The sequence below is a fragment of the Erythrobacter sp. JB3-1 genome, assembly GCF_057364995.1.
Window position 1 is genome coordinate 2,711,170 of record NZ_CP200289.1, and the last position, 20,102, is coordinate 2,731,271.

Consider the following 20,102-nt stretch of genomic DNA (forward strand, 5'->3'; position numbering starts at 1 on the left):
TAGGCGCAGCGGGATCGCGCGATCTGGACCAGGGAGGAAAACATAATGCGGCTCAATCCGTTCGACACATCCAAGATCAAAGTCCGCTCCAGCAATGGCGGCGGGCGCAGAATGCCGGGCGGACGGGCTGGCGGCATGGGCTGCGGCACGATTGTGATCGTTGCGATTGGTGCGATCGTCTTTGGCGTTGATCCGGGACAAATGCTGGGCGTGGTCGAAGGCGTACAGCAGCAAAGCCCGCAATCGCAAACGCAAGCCGGTCAGCGCAGCGAGCAGGAAATCTGCTCCAGCAGCCAATACGCGACCGAGGCCTGCGCAGCGCTCACATCCTTGAATGAGACATGGGAGCAGGAATTTGCCCGCGCTGGTATACCCTTTGAACAGCCCTTCCTTGATCTGTTCCAGACAGGCCGCGTAGACACGAGCGGTTGCGGCAGCGCCAGTTCCGCGTCTGGCCCGTTTTACTGCCCTGCCGATATGGGTATCTATATCGACACCAGTTTCTATGATCAACTCGCTCGCATGTCCGGCACGGGCGGCGACTTTGCGCGCCTCTATGTGATCGCGCATGAATACGGGCACCATATCCAGAATCTCACAGGCCTTGCCACGCAGGTGCGCAGCGCGCAGCAGCAGAATCCGGGCAATCGCAACCAATTGCAGGTGCGCATGGAATTGCAGGCTGATTGCTATGCCGGGGTCTGGGCGGGCAAGAACCGCCAATTGATCGAGCGCGGTGATCTGGAAGAAGGCATGCGTGCAGCCGCCTCAATTGGCGACGACACTTTGCAGCGCAATGCTGGGCAACGGATCAATCCAGAAGGCTTCACGCACGGCACCAGCCAGCAACGCATGGAGGCCCTGCGCCGGGGTCTCGACAGCGCAGATAGCGATGTCTGCAATGTCTATTTCGACTTTGGCTGAGCCAAGCTTTTCATAGCTCCCAATACCAATCGGGGCCGGAGCGGTTTACCCGTTCCGGCCCCGAAATGTTTGTCGGTTAAAGCGCGTGCGACTTAGCTCGCAGCCGCCTCCGCCGGGACGGCATGTGCTGGATCGTCAGACTTGACCGCAGAGGACCAATCGATCTGACGGGTCGCGTACATCATGCCTGCCAGTGCAACGAACAGCAGCACTGATCCGATCACCAGCGACCATTCTTCTAGGTTCAGCAGCACATAGAGGCCCGCGTATAGCGCAACCAGCAGAGCCGCGATGACCCTCGCCCGTTTCCAACTGCGGAGGATTGCCGCGCTGTAAGCCGATAGCAGACCGATGGTTGCAGCACTCGCGATCAGATAAGCGATCATGAACCCGAGCATCTCGGAAAAGGCGAGCAACATTACGAAGAACAGGACAAGCCCTGCCCCGCTCAGCAGATATTCCGCCGCCGCCACACGCGCACCGCCCACGATGTCGAACATCAGGAAGGCGAGGAACGTGAAGCCGATGAACAGGAAGCCATATTTCACCGAGCGATTGACGCGGCTGTAAAGATCAACCGGTTCAACCAAGCGGATCGTGGCGATGCTCACGTCGCTACCATCATTCGAATGGGCAGAGAAACGGTCACGCGGATTGAGCCCTGGCAACTGCGCCTCGGTGTTACGCACCAAGGTCTGACCAAGCGCGAGGTTCGAGATCGACCAACTGGCCTTGAAGCCCGCATCGCTGATCTCGACCGTTTCGTCACCGGGCAAGAAAGTGCCCGTGAAACTTGGGTGAGGCCATTCCGATTCGACCGACCAATTGGTTTCCTTGCCCTGCGGCACCATGCTGATCGCGCTGCTGCCGCGCAGCTTGTAATTGAACTCTACGGCCAAAGGCTCGCTACCGGTCCAATCAAGGAATGCGTGCATACCGCTGCCATTGCTGCCTGTGCCGAGGCCTGGGCGCAGGGCAATGGCCTGGCCCCCGATGGCCATCTCTGCATCGGTTTGAATGCCGCGTGGGTCAGAGATCGGAAAACGAATTTCCGCTTCATCCAGCAGCAATTGCTCTGGCTCAACGCCGAACCGGTCTAGGTCGCTCGGCAATGCAAAAGCTGCCGTACCCGAAAGCGCAACATCATAGATCACCGATTTGTGGATTGAACCGCGAGCTTTGATCTCGGGGTTAATTGCCGTTGCGATGTCTTGCTTCTCCGGAGAGATATATAGCAACTCGCGAGCGATAATGGTGCGCGACACAGTGCGGTCGTTCACAACCTCACTGGTGACGCGCTCTTCATTGTAAGGCACGACCAGCACCGGCCCGGCGAGCACCTGTGCCCCTGCCCAGCCCTCAGTGATGGATCGCTGCGCGATGTCCGCTTGATTTTCCCGGTCATAGACCAGTGCGTAGACAGCCAACAAAGGTATAGTCAACGCCATACCGATGATGGCCGCAAAGAGTAATTTCAGTCCTGGGGATCGTTCTTTCGCCATATCTCGCCCTCCTGTCGCACGATGAAACGTGCAATGAAGGCGACGAACTGAATTGCATATGAACCGACTGAAAGGAAACGGCGAACACCCAAAATAGGTGCCCGCCGTTCTATTATTTCAGATTTCGTCCAGGGCTTTAACCCAGCGTTTAACTGCTTGGATCAGCTCTGGTTGGTGCGTTCCCAACTACGGATCTGCTCATCCAAAGTATCGAGCAGCTGGCTGCGCAGATTGCCTTGAATCTCGGCATTATCTGCCAGCGCCTCGCGCGCCTCACGCAGACCTTCGAGGGCCTTTGCCATCACTTTAGCTTGGCAGAGGTAGACAGTGGATCGACCATTGCTGTGCTCGACAACCTCAGCAGGCTCATCCTGGCCGGAGCGGCATTTCATTTTCACCTTGGTCGTCGCGTCTTTGATATCGATATGGGCCAGCTTGATCTCGCGGTGAGCTTCGGCAATCGCTGCGTCAGCTTCTGCAAGGCCGAGGCGGACATCGACCATGATCTCCTCAACCTCTTTGTCGCTGAGAGGGCTATTCGACCCCACACTGCGACGAATTTGAATGCTGCGCGTTTGACGGCGCTCTGCGCGTTCCCGGCCGCGTTCAGCACGTTCGCGGCTACGCTCAGCCCGTTCTTGGGCACGCTCCTGGGCTCTTGCTGTACGCTCTTCCACCCGTTCAGCCAATTCCTCAGCGCGTTCGACTTCTAACTCAATACGCTCTTCTTCCCGCTCGATCTCTTCTTCGATCGCACCAAGCTGTTCCTGGCTCGCACCTGGATCAATCGCTTCGATAGCGGCTGCTTGCAGCATTGTAGGCGGGACTGGCGGTGCAGGCGGCAATGGGGCACCCAGCGCAAGAGGAGCCGACGGCGCGGCGGGCACGGTGCCTTCCGCATAGGATATCGATGCGGTTAGCGGCAGCGCGAGGACAGCGGCCCCCACCATTACGCGGCCAGCGATCCGGCGGCGCGAGGACATATTGGACATTTTCAGGCTCCTTAGACGGTGGATAATCGACTTCTCACCCAGCACCGGACACGCCATAGGCGCGGCCAATGCAAACTTGGGCCCTGCTGCGAAAGTGGTAATGAGGTTGGCATAGACTGCGCGCTCTTCGGGGGCTTTTTCAGCCATCACCCGGGCATCGCAGGCCGCCTCTTGATCGCGCCGCATCGCCAGCCAGCCATAGCGGCCAAGCGGGTTAAACCAGTGCAAAGCGAACAAGGGTTGAACAATCATATTGGCGAGCAAATCGCGGGCAGAATGGTGCGACAGCTCATGCGCCAGCGCCAGATTGCGCGCTGTGATGTCGGCCTGCGCCATAAAGCCATGCGGCAGCGCCACGACCGGATCGACCACGCCAAAGGCGAGCGGCGTGCTGGTACCGGAGGTTTCAAGCAGCCGGACGCGGCCATAGCGGCCCACCTCGCGTGCATCCTCCAGCAGCTCGCGCCGCAAGCGGAAGTACGCTGTAAAGCGCAGCCAAAGAAAAGGGCGGCGCCAACCAGCCATACCGAAATGCCAATCTCAAGGATCGGCATCGGGGTTGTCGGCATTAGCAGGCCGGGCGCCGCGTCCAACCGCCCCAGAGTCGCAGCAGGAGCTTGGGGTTGGACAATCGTAAATAGGAAATCACCAGAAGCCGCCTCGGACGCGCTGCTATCCGCAAGGTTCTCAGCGGGTGCAGCGTCACGTGGCTCAGGGTTCAGCCATGCAGGCAGCTCCACCGGCGGCAGCAGCAAGCGCAAGGCCGGGATCGCCCATAGGGCATAAGCGATCTGCGGCCCAAACCAACGGGCAACGGGGCGGCGAATAAGCAGGACCAACGCGATCAATCCGGCGGTCCACAGCAGGGTATCAAGTAGCCAATCCATCATGGTTTCAACTCCTTGAGTAGAGCTTCAATGTCCGCGAGATCTTCCTCGCTCAGCGCCTCTTGTTCCGCCAGATGCGCAAACAAAGAGGACGCGCTGCCGCCAAAAAGGCGGTCGACCAAGCGGCGGGATTCGCCGCCGACATAGTCAGACCGCGCGATCAATGGGCTGTAGAGAAAGCGGCGGCCGTCTGGCTGCGCCGCAATGGCATTCTTGCCAACCAAGCGAGAGAGCAGAGTTTTGACTGTGGCGAGGCTCCATCCGCGTGGTTCGCAAACGGCATCGCAGACATCGGCGGCGCTTAAGGTGCCACCTTCCCATAAGGCCTCCATCACGGCATGCTCAGCATCGCTGATCCGCTCAGGCTTAGAATTGCCAGTTGGTTTTTCGTTTTCGGACTGTGTCACGTGAGCCTCCCGCTCTCGATTACGTCTGTAGTCTTAGCGATTACGTTTGTAAACATTAAGGCTGGATGAACATTACGCTCCGCCCCTTGCCCTTCGATCAGACTGCGATATCCTCCGACGAATGACATGGATCAAATCACTATTCGCCACCGCCACAATCCTCATCACCATGGGCGCGCAAGCTCAGGAACTGGAAGACACGCTGACCGCGCCTGAGCCCGCGCCTCAGTTTGAAACGGTTAGCGTTGTGCTGGAAACCCAAATTGGCCAGATCACCATCGCACTGGAGACAGAGCGCGCGCCGATCACAGCGGGAAACTTCTTGCGCTATGTTGATGAGGACCGCTTTGACGGCACCGTCTTCTACCGTGCCATGCCGCTCGATTGGGGCAAACAGCCCAATGGCCTGATCCAGGGCGGCACCCAATGGGATCCGAAGCGCGTGCTTGACGGTATCGAGCACGAACCGACCACTTTCACCGGACTCAGCCACACGCGCGGCGCTTTGTCGATGGCAATGGGCGAACCTGGCACGGCCAATGGGGATTTCTCTATCATGCTCGGCGATCAAACCGGGCTCGACGCAAACCCGACGTCAGACGATCCGGTCTGGCGCAATGGTTACGCGGTGTTTGGCTATGTCACCGATGGGATGGACGTGGTGGAGGCGATCCATGCCGCTCCAATCGATCCGGCAAAAGGCGAAGGCTGGATGAAGGGCCAAATGCTGGCCGAACCCGTCACTATCGTCGAGGCGCGGCGCGCGCCTACCGAGGTCGACGAGCCGGCTGCCTAGATTCGCTTTGCCCCAAAGTGCTGATCGCTGGGCGACCAACCGGAGTGCCCGCGCTTTGAGGCGTGCGCACTCGCAGCGCTGGCATCCATTCGCCTACCCCCTTCCCAATCTGCGTCTGCGGTAAAGAAGCAAGCACACGCGCCCTCGCCTCCCACCCCGCAATTGAGCGGTTCGCCGCTTTCGACGCGTCGGCCAAGGATTGCGGTTTGCGCAGCGCATTGTTGATCAGCGCATCGCCAAAGAACGTCCAGTCATTGTCCGCGCGGCAACCAAACGATGTGCGATTATCCGCCGCCGCCGTTAGGATCGCTGTGTTCTCACTCGCGAGCTTGGGCACGAACACGCCAGCATAACACGCGCTGATAATCAGGATGCGCCGCTCAATCCCGAGTTCCTCCAACGCCGCCTTAAAATGATCGGGCGACAGCACACCATATCCAGTGTCGCCGTAGTGATAGGCCAAACCATGCTGCAAACCATGACTGGTCGTATAGAGCACCAGCACATCTTCGCTGGTGTCCATGACTTCGGCAATTTGGGCGAGGGTCGAGAGAAACGCGCTGATCGAACCCTTGGGCAATTCGTTGCTAGTGCCATCTGGCCCGGCCAACGTGATCGTACGCCCCGCCGCGCCATATCGCCGCGACAGCACCTTGGCGGCCTCGCGCGCTTCACGGGCAAACACCAGGTCGCTATCCAGTGCTACGGTCAGCACATAGGCATCGACCGTGCCAGAGCGGTTGGGCTGAAGCGCGTTGAAAGCGGCATCGAGCTTACGCCGCTCGCGCAGCAAAACCGCAGGCGAGCTCTCGCGCTCAAACTCTGGCGATTCCAACAGGCTGTTCTTGATCGCAGCTGGACTGGTGCCGCTGGCGAAATTGGGCCACGGCTTGGTGTGCGGCGGCGGCTGATTGGGATTGCTGACGCTGTCCGAATTACTCTGCGTGTAGGCTGGCCCAGCGACCACCAACGCGAGCGCCGCGACCGCGATTCGGAAAGATGTGCCCCGTTTCATATGAGGCTCAAGCTGCGGCTTTCGAGCTTCCCCGTCAAGCACTCCGGCGCGGCAGGCGGCCTTGACCCTCCTGCATCCCGTGTTACCCAGTCGATTACACCTGTAAACAAATTTGGGGCTGGGGCGAATATGGCGAAAATTGTGCGGGCATTGTGCGCCCTGTTATTCTGTTTCAGCGCGGTCACGGCCCAGGCAGAGGATCAATCAACTGCATCCGACCTTAAGGCCTTGGCAGATAGCTATGCCGAGAACAGAGGATTTAGCGGCACAGTGCTGGTCGCACGAGACGGAGAAATCCTGCTTGAAGCCGCCTATGGATTTGCCGACGTCGAATGGAGCGTCGCCAATACGCCGACTTCGAAATACCGCATTGGCTCTCTGAGCAAGCCTTTGACTGCTACATTGGTTTTAAGCCTGGTAGAGGCGGATGTTCTCTCACTATCCGGAACACTGGGACAATACCTACCGGATATATACGCCGAGACCGAGGTCTCTGACATCACCGTGGAACAGACTGCTCAGTCACACCTCTGGCATGCAAGACATTCCGGGGAATTTCAATGACCCTTGGTGGCAGGAAACCGCACGCCTGTCCTTCGAGCCCCGTGAGTTGGCTCAAAACTCAATCAAGCCGGTTTTGCTAGAAGAACCCGGCACGAAATGGCGTTATAACAACGCTGGCTTCATTCTGCTCGGCATTATTGTCGAAGAAGTTACGGGCAAAAGTTATGCCGAAAATTTGCAGGAACGCATCTTTGATCCTGCCGGAATGGCGGCCTCCGGATCGTACACGCAAGGCGCGATTCTCCTCAATCTTGCGACGGCCTATGCGAAAAAGCCAACCGGTGAATTGACCTATCCGATCCCCACTGACCCAAGCATATTCTTTGCGGCGGCCAGCATCTACTCATCGGCCCGCGATCTGCTGCGTTTCGACACTGCACTCTATTCCGATAGCATCATCAGCGAACCAATGCGGCGTTCAATGATGTCGGTGAAGGCGGACTTTCCCTACGGCTTTGGCTGGGGAGTTGAAAAACTGCGGATACCAGATGGCAAAACGCTGGATTTGAATGGACACACCGGCAGTATTCCCGGCTACCAGAGCTATTACCTGCGATCCGAGGCGACCCGCGATTTCGTGGTTGTTTTGAACAACACCAACAACGGCAGTGTGGTTATCCCAATGGGCCGGGACTTGATGCAAGTCCTGAATGGCAAGCCGATGCAATTGGCCAAGCGCCGTCTTTCAGAATTGCTTACCCCGATCCTGCTGCGCGATGGCCATTATGCAATGGTGACCGCCTATGACGCGCTAGGCGATAAAGCAGAGGATTATGACCTGTCGGAGGCCCGCATCAATCGAGAGGGCTATGGCCTGATGAGCAAAGAGCAATTTGCCGCCGCCGTTTCATTCTTTGAATGGAATGTCGCGCGCTATCCGAACTCGGCAAATGCCTATGACAGCCTCGGTGAGGGATACCGCAAAGCTGGGCGTACCGCAGACGCGATCAAAAGCTACAAAGAGGCGTTGGCCCGCGATCCGGACAGCGCTTCGGCCAAAAAAGCTCTTGAGGAGCTAAGAGCGGCGACCCCTTAGAAGAATTGCGCCGAAGGGGTCGCCGGTCATAAATCAATACACCCGAGCCTTTGGCTCAATGTAGGTCGCGTCGTCGGTCAGCGTGTATTCGTGTACGGGACGATAACCGATCTTCATATCGCCTTTGCCGCTACCCTTGGCGCCGCCGCCCCAGCCATCAAACCATGTGATGGTGTGCTTCATCCACTCTTTGTCGTTGCGATCCGGGAAATCCTCGTGGCTGTGCGCCCCGCGGCTTTCCTTGCGGTTCGCCGCGCTCGCCATCGTCACATTGGCCTGTGACATCAGATTGTCGAGCTCCAACGTTTCGATCAGGTCGCTGTTCCAGACGAGCGATTGGTCGGACACGTGGATGTCTTCCATGCGCTTGTTCTGTTCGGCAAGGATTTTGACGCCCTCTTCGAGCAGCGCGCTGTCGCGGAACACAGCGGCGTGTTTCTGCATGCCCTTTTGCATTTCGCTGCGGATTTGTGCGGTTGGTGAACCGCCCTGCGCATAGCGGAAGTGGTCAAGCCGGCTGAGCGCCAACTCGGCGCTATCTGCGGGCAGCTCGGGCTGGCTTGCGCCCGCCTTTGTAATGTCACGCAGACGATGGCCGGTGGCGCGGCCAAACACCACGAGATCGATCAGCGAGTTTGAGCCTAGGCGGTTTGCGCCGTGGACAGACACACAGGCCGCCTCGCCCACTGCAAATAGGCCAGGAACCACGTGATCCGGATTGCCGTCCGGGCCGATGGTCACAACTTCGCCGTGATAATTGCAGGGGATGCCGCCCATATTATAATGCACGGTCGGGGTCACAGGCAGAGCCTGCTTGGTTAGGTCCACGCCAGCAAAAATCTTGCCGCTCTCGGTGATACCCGGCAGGCGTTCGGCCAAGACCTTCGGATCAATGTGATCGAGGTGTAGGTGAATGTGATCGCCATCTGCGCCATGTCCGCGCCCTTCGCGCATTTCCAGCGCCATAGAGCGGCTGACGACGTCGCGCGATGCGAGATCCTTCGCAGATGGCGCATAGCGCTCCATAAAGCGTTCGCCCTCGCTATTGGTGAGGTAGCCGCCCTCGCCCCGCGCGCCTTCAGTGATGAGGACGCCCGCGCCATAAATGCCGGTCGGGTGGAATTGAACGAATTCCATGTCCTGCAATGGCAGGCCAGCGCGCAAGACCATGCCGCCGCCATCACCGGTGCAAGTGTGCGCCGAGGTCGCCGTGTAGTAACAGCGGCCATAACCGCCAGTTGCCAGCACAACGTTCTGCGCGCGGAACCGGTGGATGGTACCATCGTCAAGACACTGAGCAATCACGCCGACGCATTTGCGATCGCCGCCCTCGCCCGTCATGATCAGGTCGAGCGCGAAATATTCAATAAAGAAGTCCGCGTCATATTTCAGGCTCTGCTGATAGAGCGCGTGCAGCATGGCGTGACCGGTACGGTCGGCCGCGGCGCAGGTCCGCTGAACCGGCGGGCCATCGCCCATGTTTTGCATGTGACCGCCAAACGGGCGCTGATAAATCGTGCCGTCTTCGTTGCGAGAGAACGGAACGCCAGCATGTTCTAGCTCATAGACAGCGGCGGGCGCTTCACGCGCGAGATATTCAATCGCGTCCTGATCGCCCAGCCAATCGGCACCTTTCACCGTGTCATACATATGCCATGACCAGTGATCAGGCGTGTTGTTGCCCAGCGATGCCGCGATCCCGCCTTGCGCTGCAACGGTGTGCGAACGGGTTGGGAAAACCTTGGAAATGTTCGCCGTGCGCAGGCCAGCTTCCGCCGCGCCCATCGTTGCGCGCAGGCCTGAGCCGCCAGCGCCAACAACAACGACGTCATATGTGTGATCAATAATCTTGTAAGAATTCAAATCAGCCATCAGGCGGCTCCTCCGAGGGCGAGCCGGGCGACGCTAAAGATAGCGAAGGCACCGCCGCCAATGACAGCAAGGTTGAGTGCAGCGATCAGACCAAATTTGGTGCCGCTGTTTTGAACATAGTCTTCGATCAGGACCTGAAGACCCAGGCGCGCGTGCCAGAATGTGCAGATCACCAGAAGGATCATCGCAGTGGCGGGGACAGGCTGAGCGATCCGGCTGCTGACAGTGGCATAGCCGAGGTCCGGCAGCAGCATGATGCTGGCCACCAGCCAGATGGTTAGGACGACATTGCCGACCGCTGTGAAGCGTTGCAGCAGCCAGTGATGCGCGCCGGCATGTGAAGAGCCGAGACCGCGTACTTTTCCGAGTGAAGTTCCGTTACCCATGTCTGCGCCTCTATTTCGTCAGCATGTAGGCCCAGAAGGCCGCAGTGAGGAGGATCGCTAGAATAGGCGATGCGATGGAGCAGATCTTATTGGCATTCAGCTCGTAGCCAGCGCCAATATCGAGCACAAAGTGCCGCAGGCCGCTCATCATATGGGTGAAGAACGCCCAGGTCAGGCCGACCAGCACAACATAGCCAAACGGCGAAGTCGCCACGGTGTGAAACGCGTTATACGCCTCTGGCCCGCTGGCCAGCGCGCCGAGCCACCACACGAGCACGGCCAGTCCAACAACTGCCAAGCCATCGCCGGATGCCCGGTGCAGAATCGAAACCAGCATGTGCGGCCCCCAGCGCCAGATCTGCAAGTGGGGGAAAGCGGTCTATTCGCCATTATTTTATGATCCCATACATTTCGTTCCCCCCACTTAACGTGACAATCGCGTGTGACAAGCGGTGAGCGCTCGACTCCCGGTGCAAAGTTTTGGATAGAGTGTTGCATGAAGTACATTCTCCTTACCGGATCGAGCCGCGGGATCGGCGCGGCTGCCCGAGATGAGCTGACCGCGCGCAGGGCCAAAGTGACCGGCCACGCAACCCGCAGCGGCGATGATCAGACGATTGCCGCAGACTTCACCGACCCCGGCGCAGCGCAGGCTCTATGGGACGCCATGCTGGAGAAGACTGGTGGTAAGGTGGATGTGCTGATCAACAATGCAGGACTGTTTGACGCCAATCCTCTGGATGGCTCTGACATTGCCTGGCTCGACGGATGGGAAGACACCCTGCGCATTAACCTGACCGCAGACTGCCCAGCTTTCCCGCTTTGCGGTGCGCCATTGGCAAAACACGGGTACCACAGGACGCATAGTGCATGTCGCTAGCCGCGCAGGACACCGGGGCGATTCTCCAGCGCATTGGCATTATGCAGCGGCAAAGGGCGGGATGCTGGCCATGCACAAAACTATCGCCCGCGCCTATGCGAGCGAGGGCATATTCAGCTACGCGATAGCTCCGGGCTTTACAGATACGGCGATGGCCGGAGACTATCTGGAATCGCGCGGCGGCGACAGGCTGCTGAAAGACATTCCTCTGGGCAAGGTCGCTCAGCCAGAAGAGATCGCGCGTATCATCACCTTTTGCGCGCTTGATGCCCCACCCAGCATGACCGGCGCCGTGATCGACGCGAATGGAGCAAGCTATGTTCGGTAAATTGTGCTTGATCGCGGGCCCGTTGTTGCTTGCGGCGTGTTCGGCTTCGCTCGCGAATGAAGAAGAGCCTTCTCGGCTCCCCGCCGACCAACAGGCATTCCTCGACGCCTGCGAGCCGTGGGATGAATGGGACAAGCCGGCCCCACCGTTCAAGGTTCATGGCAACTCATATTACGTCGGCACATGTGGCATTTCTGCGATCCTAATTTCAGGAGATGCGGGACACATTCTGATCGACACAGGCACAGATGCAGGCGCTCGCGTGGTTGCTCGAAATATCGAACGTCTCGGATTCGCAGTAACGGACATCAAGGCAATCACTCACACCCACGAGCATTTCGACCACGTCGGTGGAATGGCACAAATGGAGAAGATCACAGGCGCTAACGTTTTCACTTCACCAGAAGCAGCACCTGTCTTGATGCTTACAGGTGAAGCAAGTCAGAATGATCCACAATTCGGCATGCACGACCCCATGAGAACAGTCGCAAAGCTAAATGTTCTAAAGGGAGAAAAGCAGGTTTGTGATGAAGCGTCTGATTTTTACATGCTCAATGAAGCAGGGCTGAAAGTCCGCGCCATTGCCACCCCAGGCCACACGCCCGGAGCGCTCAGCTGGGAATGGGAAAGCTGCGAGAACGAAGTTTGCAAAACCATCGTCTACGCCGACAGCCTCTCTCCGGTTAGCGCAGATGGATATCGCTTCTCCGATCACCCCGATTACGTCGCAAAGTACCGTGCGGGCCTCGTTCGTTTGGCCGCGATAGATTGCGACATCTTGATCGCCGCGCATCCGTCTCATGGACAATTGTTCCAATGGTTTGAAAAGGGCGGCCTGCTGGCTATGGAAGCGCCCTGCGCCCAATATGCCGCCAAAAAACACAGCGATCTTGATGCCCGCCTCGCCAAAGAGGCCGCTGAATGAGTACCAGTTGGAAACTCTCGGCCTTCGCGCCGAAGAAGGTCGTGCAAGCTGCTCTGTTGACGCATGATGAGCTCGATGATTGGGATTTTGATCTCGTCATCTCTGGCCGCGAAATTGCCGAGGATCGCCCGCAGGAATGGGTGCTGGAGGGATGGTATCCGAGCGAGCCCGGCGCACCCCAGACAAGCGCCCTCGCCGATCTGTTCTCTGGCAAAGCGCCGAAGATCACGGTTGAGAAACTGCCCGATCAAGATTGGCTGACGCTGAGCCAACAAGGCGTCGAGCCAATCCGCGCGGGGCCATTTCACATTCACACCCCCGACTTTGCGCCAGACCCATCCGCGATCAATTTCGCAATTCCCGCAGCACAAGCCTTCGGCACTGGCCAGCATGAGACCACCGCTGGCTGCTTAGAAATGCTCGCCGCCATGAAGGGCACTGGCATGAACGCGCGCAATATCGCCGACATCGGGACGGGCACCGGGCTGCTAGGTTTTGCAGCGCTGAAGCTTTGGCCCGCCGCGCGCGCAACCGCATCCGATATCGATCCCGTCTGCGTTCAGGTGGTCGAGGACAATGCCGCGCTCAACAAAATGCGGCTTGGCCCGCGCCCCGGCGAAATGGCGATGGTAATCGCTGATGGCATGGATGACGCGCTGCTCAGCGCCCGCGCACCTTATGACCTCTTGATCGCCAATATTCTGGCTGGTCCACTGACCGAGCTCGCACCCGACTTCGCCGCCTCAGTCCCGCCGGGCGGCAGCGTTTTGCTCGCTGGCCTGCTGACCACGCAAGAGCCGGGCATTCGCCGAGCCTATCGCCGCGCAGGTTTTCGCCTGACTGCGCGTCTGATCCGAGGCGATTGGTCGATCCTGTGGCTGAGGCGGCGCAGCGCCTAATGGCCAGCAAAGTGCTCCCCCGCATTGGCCGAGCGCTAAAATATGCGCTTATCGCTGTGGCCGCCGCACTCACATTGTTCCTGCTCACCGCATGGTTTGGCTCCATGATCCCGCGCGGCGTGCCGGCCGAGGAACCCATCGCCGACCCGGTCACCATCATGGTCGAGACCAATGGCGTACACACCCAATTCGTGCTGCCGATTGCCAATGCGCATAAGGATTGGCGCGAGACCTTTCCGAACGCGAATGAATGGCTGGGCACGGGCGAGCCGACCCATGTCGCGATTGGATTTGGCGACAGGCAAGCGATGATGGAGATACCGCAAATCTCTGACCTGTCGGTTTCCAGTGCGCTCAGGATTGCAACGGTTGGCGGGCCCGGCGTGATCCGCGTCAGCCGCTATAACAATCCACCCCTCGATAAAGAACGCCGCGCGATTCGGGTGTCGGGCGAACAATACAAAGCCTTGGTCGAAGCTATCGAAGCGGACCTGCCGCCGTTGGGTGCCGATCCCTTTCGCGACTATGAGCGCGACACGTTCAGCCAGGATGCCTATTACACCGCGATCCCACGCTACAACTTCAAGCAGACGTGCAACCAATGGACCAGCAACCGGCTCGCGATGGCAGGCATTCGCACAGGGCTTTGGACGCCGATGTCTGGCGGAGTGATGAAATGGCTCCCGGTGCACCGCACGGAACTGGGCGAGCGCTAAACTCTAGCGGAGCGTCGCCAAGCGTTGCTCCAGAAATTGCCGCTCAGCGCTGGGCGGATCGAGCTTCAATGCTGCGCTTAGAGACGTCCTCGCCTCTTCATCACGTCCCAATCGGATCATCATATCCGCCCGCGCCGCATGATAGGGCCTCAATAACTGGAGCTTATCTCTCGGAAGTTCCTCTAACGCAGCCAGCCCTGCGGCTGCGCCTTCCACTTGCGACAATGCAACCGCCCGATTGAGCGCTACAACCGCGCCCGGACGCATCATCATCAGCGCATCATACAGCTTCACAATCGCCGCCCAATCGGTTTTCCCATCCACGCTACGCCGCGCATGGCACAACTGAATGGCGGCCATCACTTGGTAGGGCCCGGTCCGCGCATACTCGGATGCGCGATCGAGCAAACCGCGCGCATGTTCGATCAGCGCGCCGCCCCACAGCCTACAATCCTGCTGAGACAGGGGGATCATCGCCCCAGCGTCATCCACCCTCGCCGCTTCTCGCGATCGTGCCAACGCAACCAGCGCCGCAAGCCCCAAGGCCTCCGGTTCCTGTGGGAGCAATTCGGCCACCATGTTGACGAGCCGAACAACCTCGCCCGCCAGTTCTCCGTCACGCTCCGCCGCAGCATCCTGATAAGCGACAGTATAAGCGAGCTCCAAAGTCAGCAGCACTGGATCAAGCCGCTCCCCCCAAGCCTTTCGCGGCGGCAATTCAAATGCAATGCCCGCTTTGTGGATCTTCGCCTTCGCGCGCGTGATGCGTTGAAACATTGCCGTTTCACTGCTGACAAAAACTCGCGCAATTTCGGGCACCGGCAATCTGCAAATCACCTTCAGCGCCAGCGCCGTGCGCGCCTCCAAAGCAATCGCTGGGTGGCAGCAAATGAAGATCAACCTCAGCCGTTCGTCCGGTATCGCCTCGGGCAGTTGGATCACATTGCTCATCTCGCTCACCTGCGCCTCATCGGCAGCATGCTTTGCCTGCGCCGCACGTTTGCGCAGTGCGTCCAGCGCCTTACGCTTCGCCGCGGTGAACAGCCACGCTGGCACATTGTCCGCCGACACTCCTTTTTCCAGAAACGTCGCAGCAGCCTCGGCAAAGGTATCTTCTGCCAGATCGATATCGCGAAATTGCCCGACCAGGGCGGCAATCACCCTTGGCCGCGCGCCTGCTATCTCGGCACCGATACTGCTGCGCGTATCCGGCAAATCAATCCTGCCAAATAGGGCGAACCTCGACTGCACCATTGCCGGGCACGGGTATCTTGCGCGCCCATTCAATCGCGCGGTCCAGGTCGGCCGCCTCGATGATGTAATAGCCGCCCAGCTCTTCGTGCGTTTCGGCGAACGGGCCATCATGCAATACGCCCTCGCCCGATGTGTATTTAATCGTCGTCGCGGTGCCCGCATCCTGTAAACGGTGACCACCGATATAGGCGCCCGCCTTTTCCATTTCCTCGATCAGGGCCATGTGTTTACCGATGGTTTCCTCCATCCGCTTTTCGGCGTCATCACCTTGATAGAAGCTCTCATCTTCGGCGATCATCAACATATATTGCATGGGGTCTTCTCCTTTGCGGCCCGCACCACTGCGGCGAGGCTCTGATGAGAAGACGAAACTGGCAAGTCAGATTCGACAGACTGCGCGAAAAAGTTTTACGCGGCGAGCGTTTGTTCCAGCAGATTGAGCGCATTACGGGTGAAGGCCTGCATGTTTTCAATTCGGTTTTCGCTGCCAGTTTCCAGCACAAGAGTGTGCTCGCTATCCGGTCCAACTAACGCTGCGCAGCTGCGCCCCGATGGCGCGCCGCTAGGGTGCTTGCTGCCACCGACAGAGCCACTTTCCGCGATCCCCCAATCTGCGCCTAGATTGTCTCGAATGGCGCGCGCCTGAAGCAGAGCATATTCCTCGCTCGCTCCGCGCATACCTTTGTATGCGTCGCGCGGAAGATCGAACAGGACGTCGCGAGCGCGGAAGGAATAGACAACCCCGCCGCCAACAAAGTAATCAAGCGCGCCCGGCACGCTAAGCATACTGGCCGACATCAGCCCGCCGGTCGCACCATCCGCAACGGCGATACGTTCACCGCGCTCGCGGAGTTGCTCAGCGATGCGGAGAGCTTGCGGGTGCGCTTGAGTTAGGAAGTCTGTCATTTCTCAATCTGACTTATCGTAATGGTATCGCCAGAAACGATGGTTTCATCGATGACCGTTTCTCGATTTATTACAGCGCGAATAGGCACCCCAGTGAGGGCGTCAAAAACAACCTCCAACTCATCGACCATTTCTAGTTTTTCGATGGAGTCATTCTCTGCGGTGTCAGCCAAAACTTCAAATTTAGACCTGATTCCAGTGATAGCATCCTTCAGCTGATCTGGGTCTGGCCTAACGGTTTGCTCAAACCGGATATGACCATTATCGGTAAGGCGCATCGACAACTGAGCCGTTGCGGCAACCGGAACAGACAACAGGCCTCCTTCAATCGCAGTATCCGTTTCGTAGATTTCACCGCCTTCCAGCTCGGTACCGCCATAACCTAAGATTTCTGGCCAACCTTGCACGATGATTGCTGGGGCATCCTCAGCCGAAGCTGACACGATCGGACCGAATATGAGTTCATTTGCTAGTTCTGCAGCCTCTCGTTCTTTCACCCCCGCCTCTTTCATTGCAAAATCAGGTAATTGAACGAGAAGAGATTTGAACTCCTCCCAATTTCTCAACCGGATTGGTTCACCAAACTCATCGAGTTCCATTTTTACCGACATGATGAAAGGTCGAATGGCAGGCGGTAACTGATCGAGCGCTTGATCCACTGCGAGATCGAGCCTCGTTCCGTTTACTGATAGAGCCAAGACATCGATATGGGCTAAGTATCCTTCTCCCAATCGCTCAAACATGAGCTCTTGCTCAAATGTAAGGGAACTATCTCCACGCCGGCGACGCTTCTCAATCACAACGGTATAGGCGAGCGGCTCATTAAGAGTCGGTTCGAATGGAATAACCAAAACCTCAGGACTGTCGTCGGCTTGGACCTGCGATTGAGCAATAGCAGCGCTGGAGAATGCGATGAACAGCGCCCCGAAGCCAAAGACCATTCGTTTTACAAATGTGAAGTTGCAAATATCCATTATTCCGCTGCCGCCACAATCGCGGCCCAGCCCGCCTCGTCCATCACTTCGATGCCAAGCTCCTGCGCCTTCTTCAGCTTCGATCCCGCGCCTGGTCCCGCGACCAGAATATCGGTCTTTGCGCTCACCGAACCGCTGGCCTTCGCGCCGAGCCGTTCGGCCTGCGCCTTGGCTTCATCACGGCTCATTGTTTCTAGCTTGCCCGTGAAGACCACGGTCTTCCCCGCAACTGGGCTGTCGAGGGTTTCGACAACATAGGGCGGCGGTGAAACCTCGCTCAGCATATCCTCCCAAACCGCGACATTGTGCGGCTCGTGAAAGAAGTCTGCGAGCGAATGCGCGACCGTCGCGCCGAACCCGTCGCTGACGCCGAAAATGTCTTTCGCTGCGTTATCCATTCGGGCCTTGAAGGGGGATGGTTTCTCGTCCTCTTCCAGCGGATTTTCGCTGCGGTATGTTGCAAATTGCTGCGCAGCATTTCGCAGCATATTGATGTCACCCAAGGCCTTCATCAAGTCACGCGCAGTAACCTCACCGACATGCCTAATACCAAGACCAAACAGCAGTTTTGCTGCATCGGGTTCGCGCTTCGCCCCAATGGATGCGATGAGGTTATCGACCGACTTCTCCTGCCAGCCTTCCAACGCAAGTATGTCGTCACGGCGATCCTTTAGACGGAAAATGTCAGCCGGACTTTCGAGCCATCCCAGATCAAAAAACTGCGCGATCGTCTTCTCGCCTAGCCCATCAATATCCATCGCCTTGCGGCTAACGAAATGTTCGAGCCGTTGTGTACGCTGAGCCGGGCAGATGAGGCCGCCGGTGCAGCGCATATCAACCTCGCCCTCTTCACGCGCGGCCTCGCTGCCACACTCCGGGCACACATCGGGAAAATTGAAGGGGGCGCGCTCCGCATCGCGGGTCAGATTTTCGACCACTTGCGGAATCACATCACCGGCGCGCTGGACCACAATGCGGTCGCCCGGTCGCACACCGAGACGCGCAATCTCATCGCGGTTGTGCAGCGTCACATTGGTGACCGTCACCCCGCCGACCAGAACCGGGGCCAGCCTGCCAACAGGGGTCAGCTTGCCAGTGCGCCCGACTTGAATGTCGATCGCCTCCAAAGTGGTCTGCGCTTGCTCCGCCGGGAACTTATGCGCGAGAGCCCAGCGCGGAGCCTTGGCGACAAAGCCAAGCCGGCCCTGCCAATCGAGCCGGTCGACTTTGTAGACGACGCCATCGATCTCGTAATCGAGGTCCGGACGCGCCGCGCCAATCTTCTCATAATGCGCGATCAAAGCATCCGTGCTTTCAACCCGCCTGAACAGCGGCGATATCGGAAAGCCCCAGCGGCGCAAGATTTCCACCACCTCACTTTGCGTTGAGCCCGGAACTGCTGAAGCCGCGCCCCAGCCATGCGCCCAGAACCGCAAAACGCGCTTCGCGGTAACGCTCGCATCCTTCTGACGCAGCGAGCCAGCAGCAGCGTTGCGCGGGTTCGCGAACAGCTTACCACCTGCCTCTTGCTGCGCAGCATTGAGCGCAGCAAAGGCTTGCTTTTCCATGTAGACTTCGCCGCGCACTTCGAACACATCTGGCACATCATCGCCGCTCAGTTCCTGCGGAATATCGGCGATATGCTGCACATTGGCGGTCACATCTTCGCCCACTTGCCCGTCACCGCGAGTTGCCGCGCGCACCAATTTTCCGCCCTCATAGCGCAGGCTGCATGACAGGCCGTCGATCTTGTCCTCTGCAGTAAAGCCCATGATTTCGGAGTCATCGAGCGACAGGAAACGCCGCACCCGCGCGGTCCATTCTTCGATCTCTTCGCGCGAAAAACCATTGTCGAGGCTCATCATGCGGACCTCATGCGTCACCTTACTTAGCGGTGAGGCAGCAATTTGGTGGCCAACATTTTTGGACGGGCTATCGTCGCGGATCAGATGCGGAAACGCCGCTTCCAAGTCCGCATTGCGCCGCACCAGCGCATCATATTCCTGATCGGTGATCTCAGGATTGTCCTGCGCATGATAAAGCTTGTCATGCTTCGCGATCAGGCGCGCCAAGCGCATCAGCTCATTGGCTGCATCGGCTTCGGAGAGGTTGGCCAATTCAGGCTCCTATGACAGGCTTTGTCTCTACCCGCGTTCCGAAACCGGCAATGTGCGGGCGCGCCTTGCCGATTGCGGCCTGGACTGAAGGCAGCCGGAGGCTGTTCGCATGATCCGTCTTTGTCTGCCAAACTTCGGTGATCCAAATTGAGTTGGGATCGTCGAGGTCTTCGGCGATCATATAGACGATGCTGCCTGGCATATCGCGTGTGCCTTCGAGTAAGGCCGCAATGACTTCTTCACGCCTACCGTCGGCGGTTTTCATTTGGGCAATCAAGCCATACATTTCTTCCAAGTGTTGAGCTCCTAAAAGTTTGGTTGAGCACCCGCCCAACAAGGACAATGCAGCAAGGCCTGCAAATTCACGCCGCTGCATCACGCAACTCCATCGTATTGGAAAGTGTCAGGGCTCACTGCAAGACTCAATCAACCAGAACAAACATCGACAATATCAAGAGCGCCGCACCAAAGCAGCCTGCGATAGCCCAGCCTTTAGCCGACGCATATCCGCGAGCGAGCCGCAGCATCAGCCATCCCACAACACCGGAAAAGCCAAGCCACATCGCGGTCGTTATCGCATAAGTCGGCCAAGTATTCGCATCGATGGGATTGTAGTGCGAGTTGACCATGGTCACCACGAGCCAAGACACTGTCGCACCCAAGATCGCTACAACACCCGCTACCAATACCACGATTTGCAGGCCGCTCATTTTAGGTTTCAC

At 58.3% G+C, this 20,102-nt stretch carries 21 protein-coding genes and 2 pseudogenes; 8 read left to right on the forward strand and 15 right to left on the reverse strand.

What is annotated here, in order from left to right; all coding sequences use genetic code 11:
• Window positions 1–45 precede the first annotated feature (45 nt).
• Window positions 46–924, forward strand: a complete 879-nt coding sequence (gene ypfJ, locus AC0V6M_RS12895; RefSeq protein WP_486139204.1) for a KPN_02809 family neutral zinc metallopeptidase — start codon at window positions 46–48, stop codon at window positions 922–924.
• Window positions 925–1,016: 92 nt separating this feature from the next.
• On the opposite strand, the gene creD is transcribed toward ypfJ, so the two are convergent.
• The 4 genes and pseudogenes from creD to AC0V6M_RS12915 form a co-directional block, all read right to left on the reverse strand.
• A complete protein-coding gene (gene creD / locus AC0V6M_RS12900) occupies window positions 1,017–2,426 on the reverse strand; it encodes a cell envelope integrity protein CreD (RefSeq protein ID WP_486139205.1) in 1,410 nt (469 codons plus the stop codon).
• Between the two features lie 161 nt (window positions 2,427–2,587).
• On the reverse strand, window positions 2,588–3,943 hold the full coding sequence (locus tag AC0V6M_RS12905) for a M56 family metallopeptidase (protein ID WP_486139206.1): 1,356 nt from the start codon (window positions 3,941–3,943) through the stop codon (window positions 2,588–2,590).
• A gap of 119 nt (window positions 3,944–4,062) precedes the next feature.
• Window positions 4,063–4,308 (reverse strand): annotated as a pseudogene (locus AC0V6M_RS12910) (M56 family metallopeptidase); the annotation flags it as partial.
• Window positions 4,305–4,712, reverse strand: a complete 408-nt coding sequence (locus AC0V6M_RS12915) for a BlaI/MecI/CopY family transcriptional regulator (RefSeq protein WP_486139207.1) — start codon at window positions 4,710–4,712, stop codon at window positions 4,305–4,307. The gene AC0V6M_RS12915 and the pseudogene AC0V6M_RS12910, both read right to left, overlap by 4 nt.
• Before the next feature lie 121 nt (window positions 4,713–4,833).
• Here AC0V6M_RS12915 and AC0V6M_RS12920 point away from each other — a divergent pair, with 121 nt between their 5' ends.
• Window positions 4,834–5,508, forward strand: a complete 675-nt coding sequence (locus AC0V6M_RS12920; protein ID WP_486139208.1) for a peptidylprolyl isomerase — start codon at window positions 4,834–4,836, stop codon at window positions 5,506–5,508.
• On the opposite strand, the gene AC0V6M_RS12925 is transcribed toward AC0V6M_RS12920, so the two are convergent.
• Window positions 5,480–6,523 carry a C13 family peptidase gene (locus AC0V6M_RS12925; protein WP_486139209.1) on the reverse strand — a complete coding sequence of 348 codons (1,044 nt, stop codon included), beginning with the start codon at window positions 6,521–6,523 and terminating at the stop codon, window positions 5,480–5,482. The genes AC0V6M_RS12920 and AC0V6M_RS12925 overlap by 29 nt on opposite strands.
• On the opposite strand from AC0V6M_RS12925, the gene AC0V6M_RS12930 reads away from it, so the two are divergent.
• Both AC0V6M_RS12930 and AC0V6M_RS12935 read left to right on the forward strand, forming a co-directional pair.
• Window positions 6,524–7,087 carry a serine hydrolase domain-containing protein gene (locus tag AC0V6M_RS12930; protein ID WP_486139210.1) on the forward strand — a complete coding sequence of 188 codons (564 nt, stop codon included), beginning with the start codon at window positions 6,524–6,526 and terminating at the stop codon, window positions 7,085–7,087.
• On the forward strand, window positions 7,059–8,123 hold the full coding sequence (locus AC0V6M_RS12935) for a serine hydrolase domain-containing protein (protein ID WP_486139211.1): 1,065 nt from the start codon (window positions 7,059–7,061) through the stop codon (window positions 8,121–8,123). The genes AC0V6M_RS12930 and AC0V6M_RS12935 overlap by 29 nt, the downstream gene beginning before the upstream one ends.
• 33 nt (window positions 8,124–8,156) lie before the next feature.
• Here the strand turns inward: AC0V6M_RS12935 and sdhA are convergent, their stop codons facing one another.
• From sdhA to sdhC, 3 genes are read right to left on the reverse strand one after another with little or no spacing between them, the layout of a single operon-like run.
• Entirely contained in the window at window positions 8,157–9,995 is a 1,839-nt protein-coding gene (gene sdhA, locus AC0V6M_RS12940) for a succinate dehydrogenase flavoprotein subunit (protein WP_486139213.1), read from the reverse strand.
• The gene (gene sdhD / locus AC0V6M_RS12945) at window positions 9,995–10,381 is read right to left on the reverse strand and encodes a succinate dehydrogenase, hydrophobic membrane anchor protein (protein WP_486139214.1); all 387 of its coding nucleotides are present in this window, start codon (window positions 10,379–10,381) and stop codon (window positions 9,995–9,997) included. Before sdhD ends, sdhA begins: the two co-directional genes overlap by 1 nt.
• A 10-nt stretch (window positions 10,382–10,391) precedes the next feature.
• Window positions 10,392–10,718 carry a succinate dehydrogenase, cytochrome b556 subunit gene (gene sdhC, locus AC0V6M_RS12950; RefSeq protein WP_486139215.1) on the reverse strand — a complete coding sequence of 109 codons (327 nt, stop codon included), beginning with the start codon at window positions 10,716–10,718 and terminating at the stop codon, window positions 10,392–10,394.
• Window positions 10,719–10,877: 159 nt separating this feature from the next.
• Between sdhC and AC0V6M_RS12955 the strand changes: the two are divergent.
• From AC0V6M_RS12955 to AC0V6M_RS12970, 4 genes and pseudogenes are all read left to right on the forward strand, one after another.
• Window positions 10,878–11,589: pseudogene (locus AC0V6M_RS12955) on the forward strand (SDR family NAD(P)-dependent oxidoreductase).
• Window positions 11,579–12,514, forward strand: coding sequence for a subclass B3 metallo-beta-lactamase (bla, locus tag AC0V6M_RS12960; protein ID WP_486139217.1), 936 nt, complete (start codon window positions 11,579–11,581; stop codon window positions 12,512–12,514). Before AC0V6M_RS12955 ends, bla begins: the two are co-directional and overlap by 11 nt.
• The gene (locus tag AC0V6M_RS12965; RefSeq protein WP_486139218.1) at window positions 12,511–13,413 is read left to right on the forward strand and encodes a 50S ribosomal protein L11 methyltransferase; all 903 of its coding nucleotides are present in this window, start codon (window positions 12,511–12,513) and stop codon (window positions 13,411–13,413) included. The genes bla and AC0V6M_RS12965 overlap by 4 nt, the downstream gene beginning before the upstream one ends.
• Entirely contained in the window at window positions 13,413–14,129 is a 717-nt protein-coding gene (locus AC0V6M_RS12970; protein WP_486139219.1) for a DUF2459 domain-containing protein, read from the forward strand. Before AC0V6M_RS12965 ends, AC0V6M_RS12970 begins: the two co-directional genes overlap by 1 nt.
• Before the next feature lie 3 nt (window positions 14,130–14,132).
• Here AC0V6M_RS12970 and AC0V6M_RS12975 read toward each other — a convergent pair whose 3' ends face one another.
• From AC0V6M_RS12975 to AC0V6M_RS13005, 7 genes are all read right to left on the reverse strand, one after another.
• The gene (locus AC0V6M_RS12975; protein WP_486139220.1) at window positions 14,133–15,344 is read right to left on the reverse strand and encodes an RNA polymerase sigma factor; all 1,212 of its coding nucleotides are present in this window, start codon (window positions 15,342–15,344) and stop codon (window positions 14,133–14,135) included.
• Between the two features lies 1 nt (window position 15,345).
• Window positions 15,346–15,696 (reverse strand): YciI family protein, encoded by a 351-nt coding sequence (locus tag AC0V6M_RS12980; protein ID WP_486139221.1) that lies wholly within the window; start codon window positions 15,694–15,696, stop codon window positions 15,346–15,348.
• Between the two features lie 95 nt (window positions 15,697–15,791).
• Window positions 15,792–16,289 (reverse strand): CinA family protein, encoded by a 498-nt coding sequence (locus tag AC0V6M_RS12985; protein WP_486139222.1) that lies wholly within the window; start codon window positions 16,287–16,289, stop codon window positions 15,792–15,794.
• Window positions 16,286–17,263 (reverse strand): hypothetical protein, encoded by a 978-nt coding sequence (locus AC0V6M_RS12990; RefSeq protein ID WP_486139223.1) that lies wholly within the window; start codon window positions 17,261–17,263, stop codon window positions 16,286–16,288. Before AC0V6M_RS12990 ends, AC0V6M_RS12985 begins: the two co-directional genes overlap by 4 nt.
• On the reverse strand, window positions 17,263–19,341 hold the full coding sequence (ligA, locus tag AC0V6M_RS12995) for an NAD-dependent DNA ligase LigA (RefSeq protein ID WP_486139644.1): 2,079 nt from the start codon (window positions 19,339–19,341) through the stop codon (window positions 17,263–17,265). The genes AC0V6M_RS12990 and ligA overlap by 1 nt, the downstream gene beginning before the upstream one ends.
• A 40-nt stretch (window positions 19,342–19,381) precedes the next feature.
• Window positions 19,382–19,666 carry a putative quinol monooxygenase gene (locus AC0V6M_RS13000; RefSeq protein ID WP_486139646.1) on the reverse strand — a complete coding sequence of 95 codons (285 nt, stop codon included), beginning with the start codon at window positions 19,664–19,666 and terminating at the stop codon, window positions 19,382–19,384.
• A 136-nt stretch (window positions 19,667–19,802) separates the two neighbouring features.
• Window positions 19,803–20,090 (reverse strand): hypothetical protein, encoded by a 288-nt coding sequence (locus tag AC0V6M_RS13005; protein WP_486139224.1) that lies wholly within the window; start codon window positions 20,088–20,090, stop codon window positions 19,803–19,805.
• Between the last annotated feature and the right edge of the window lie 12 nt (window positions 20,091–20,102).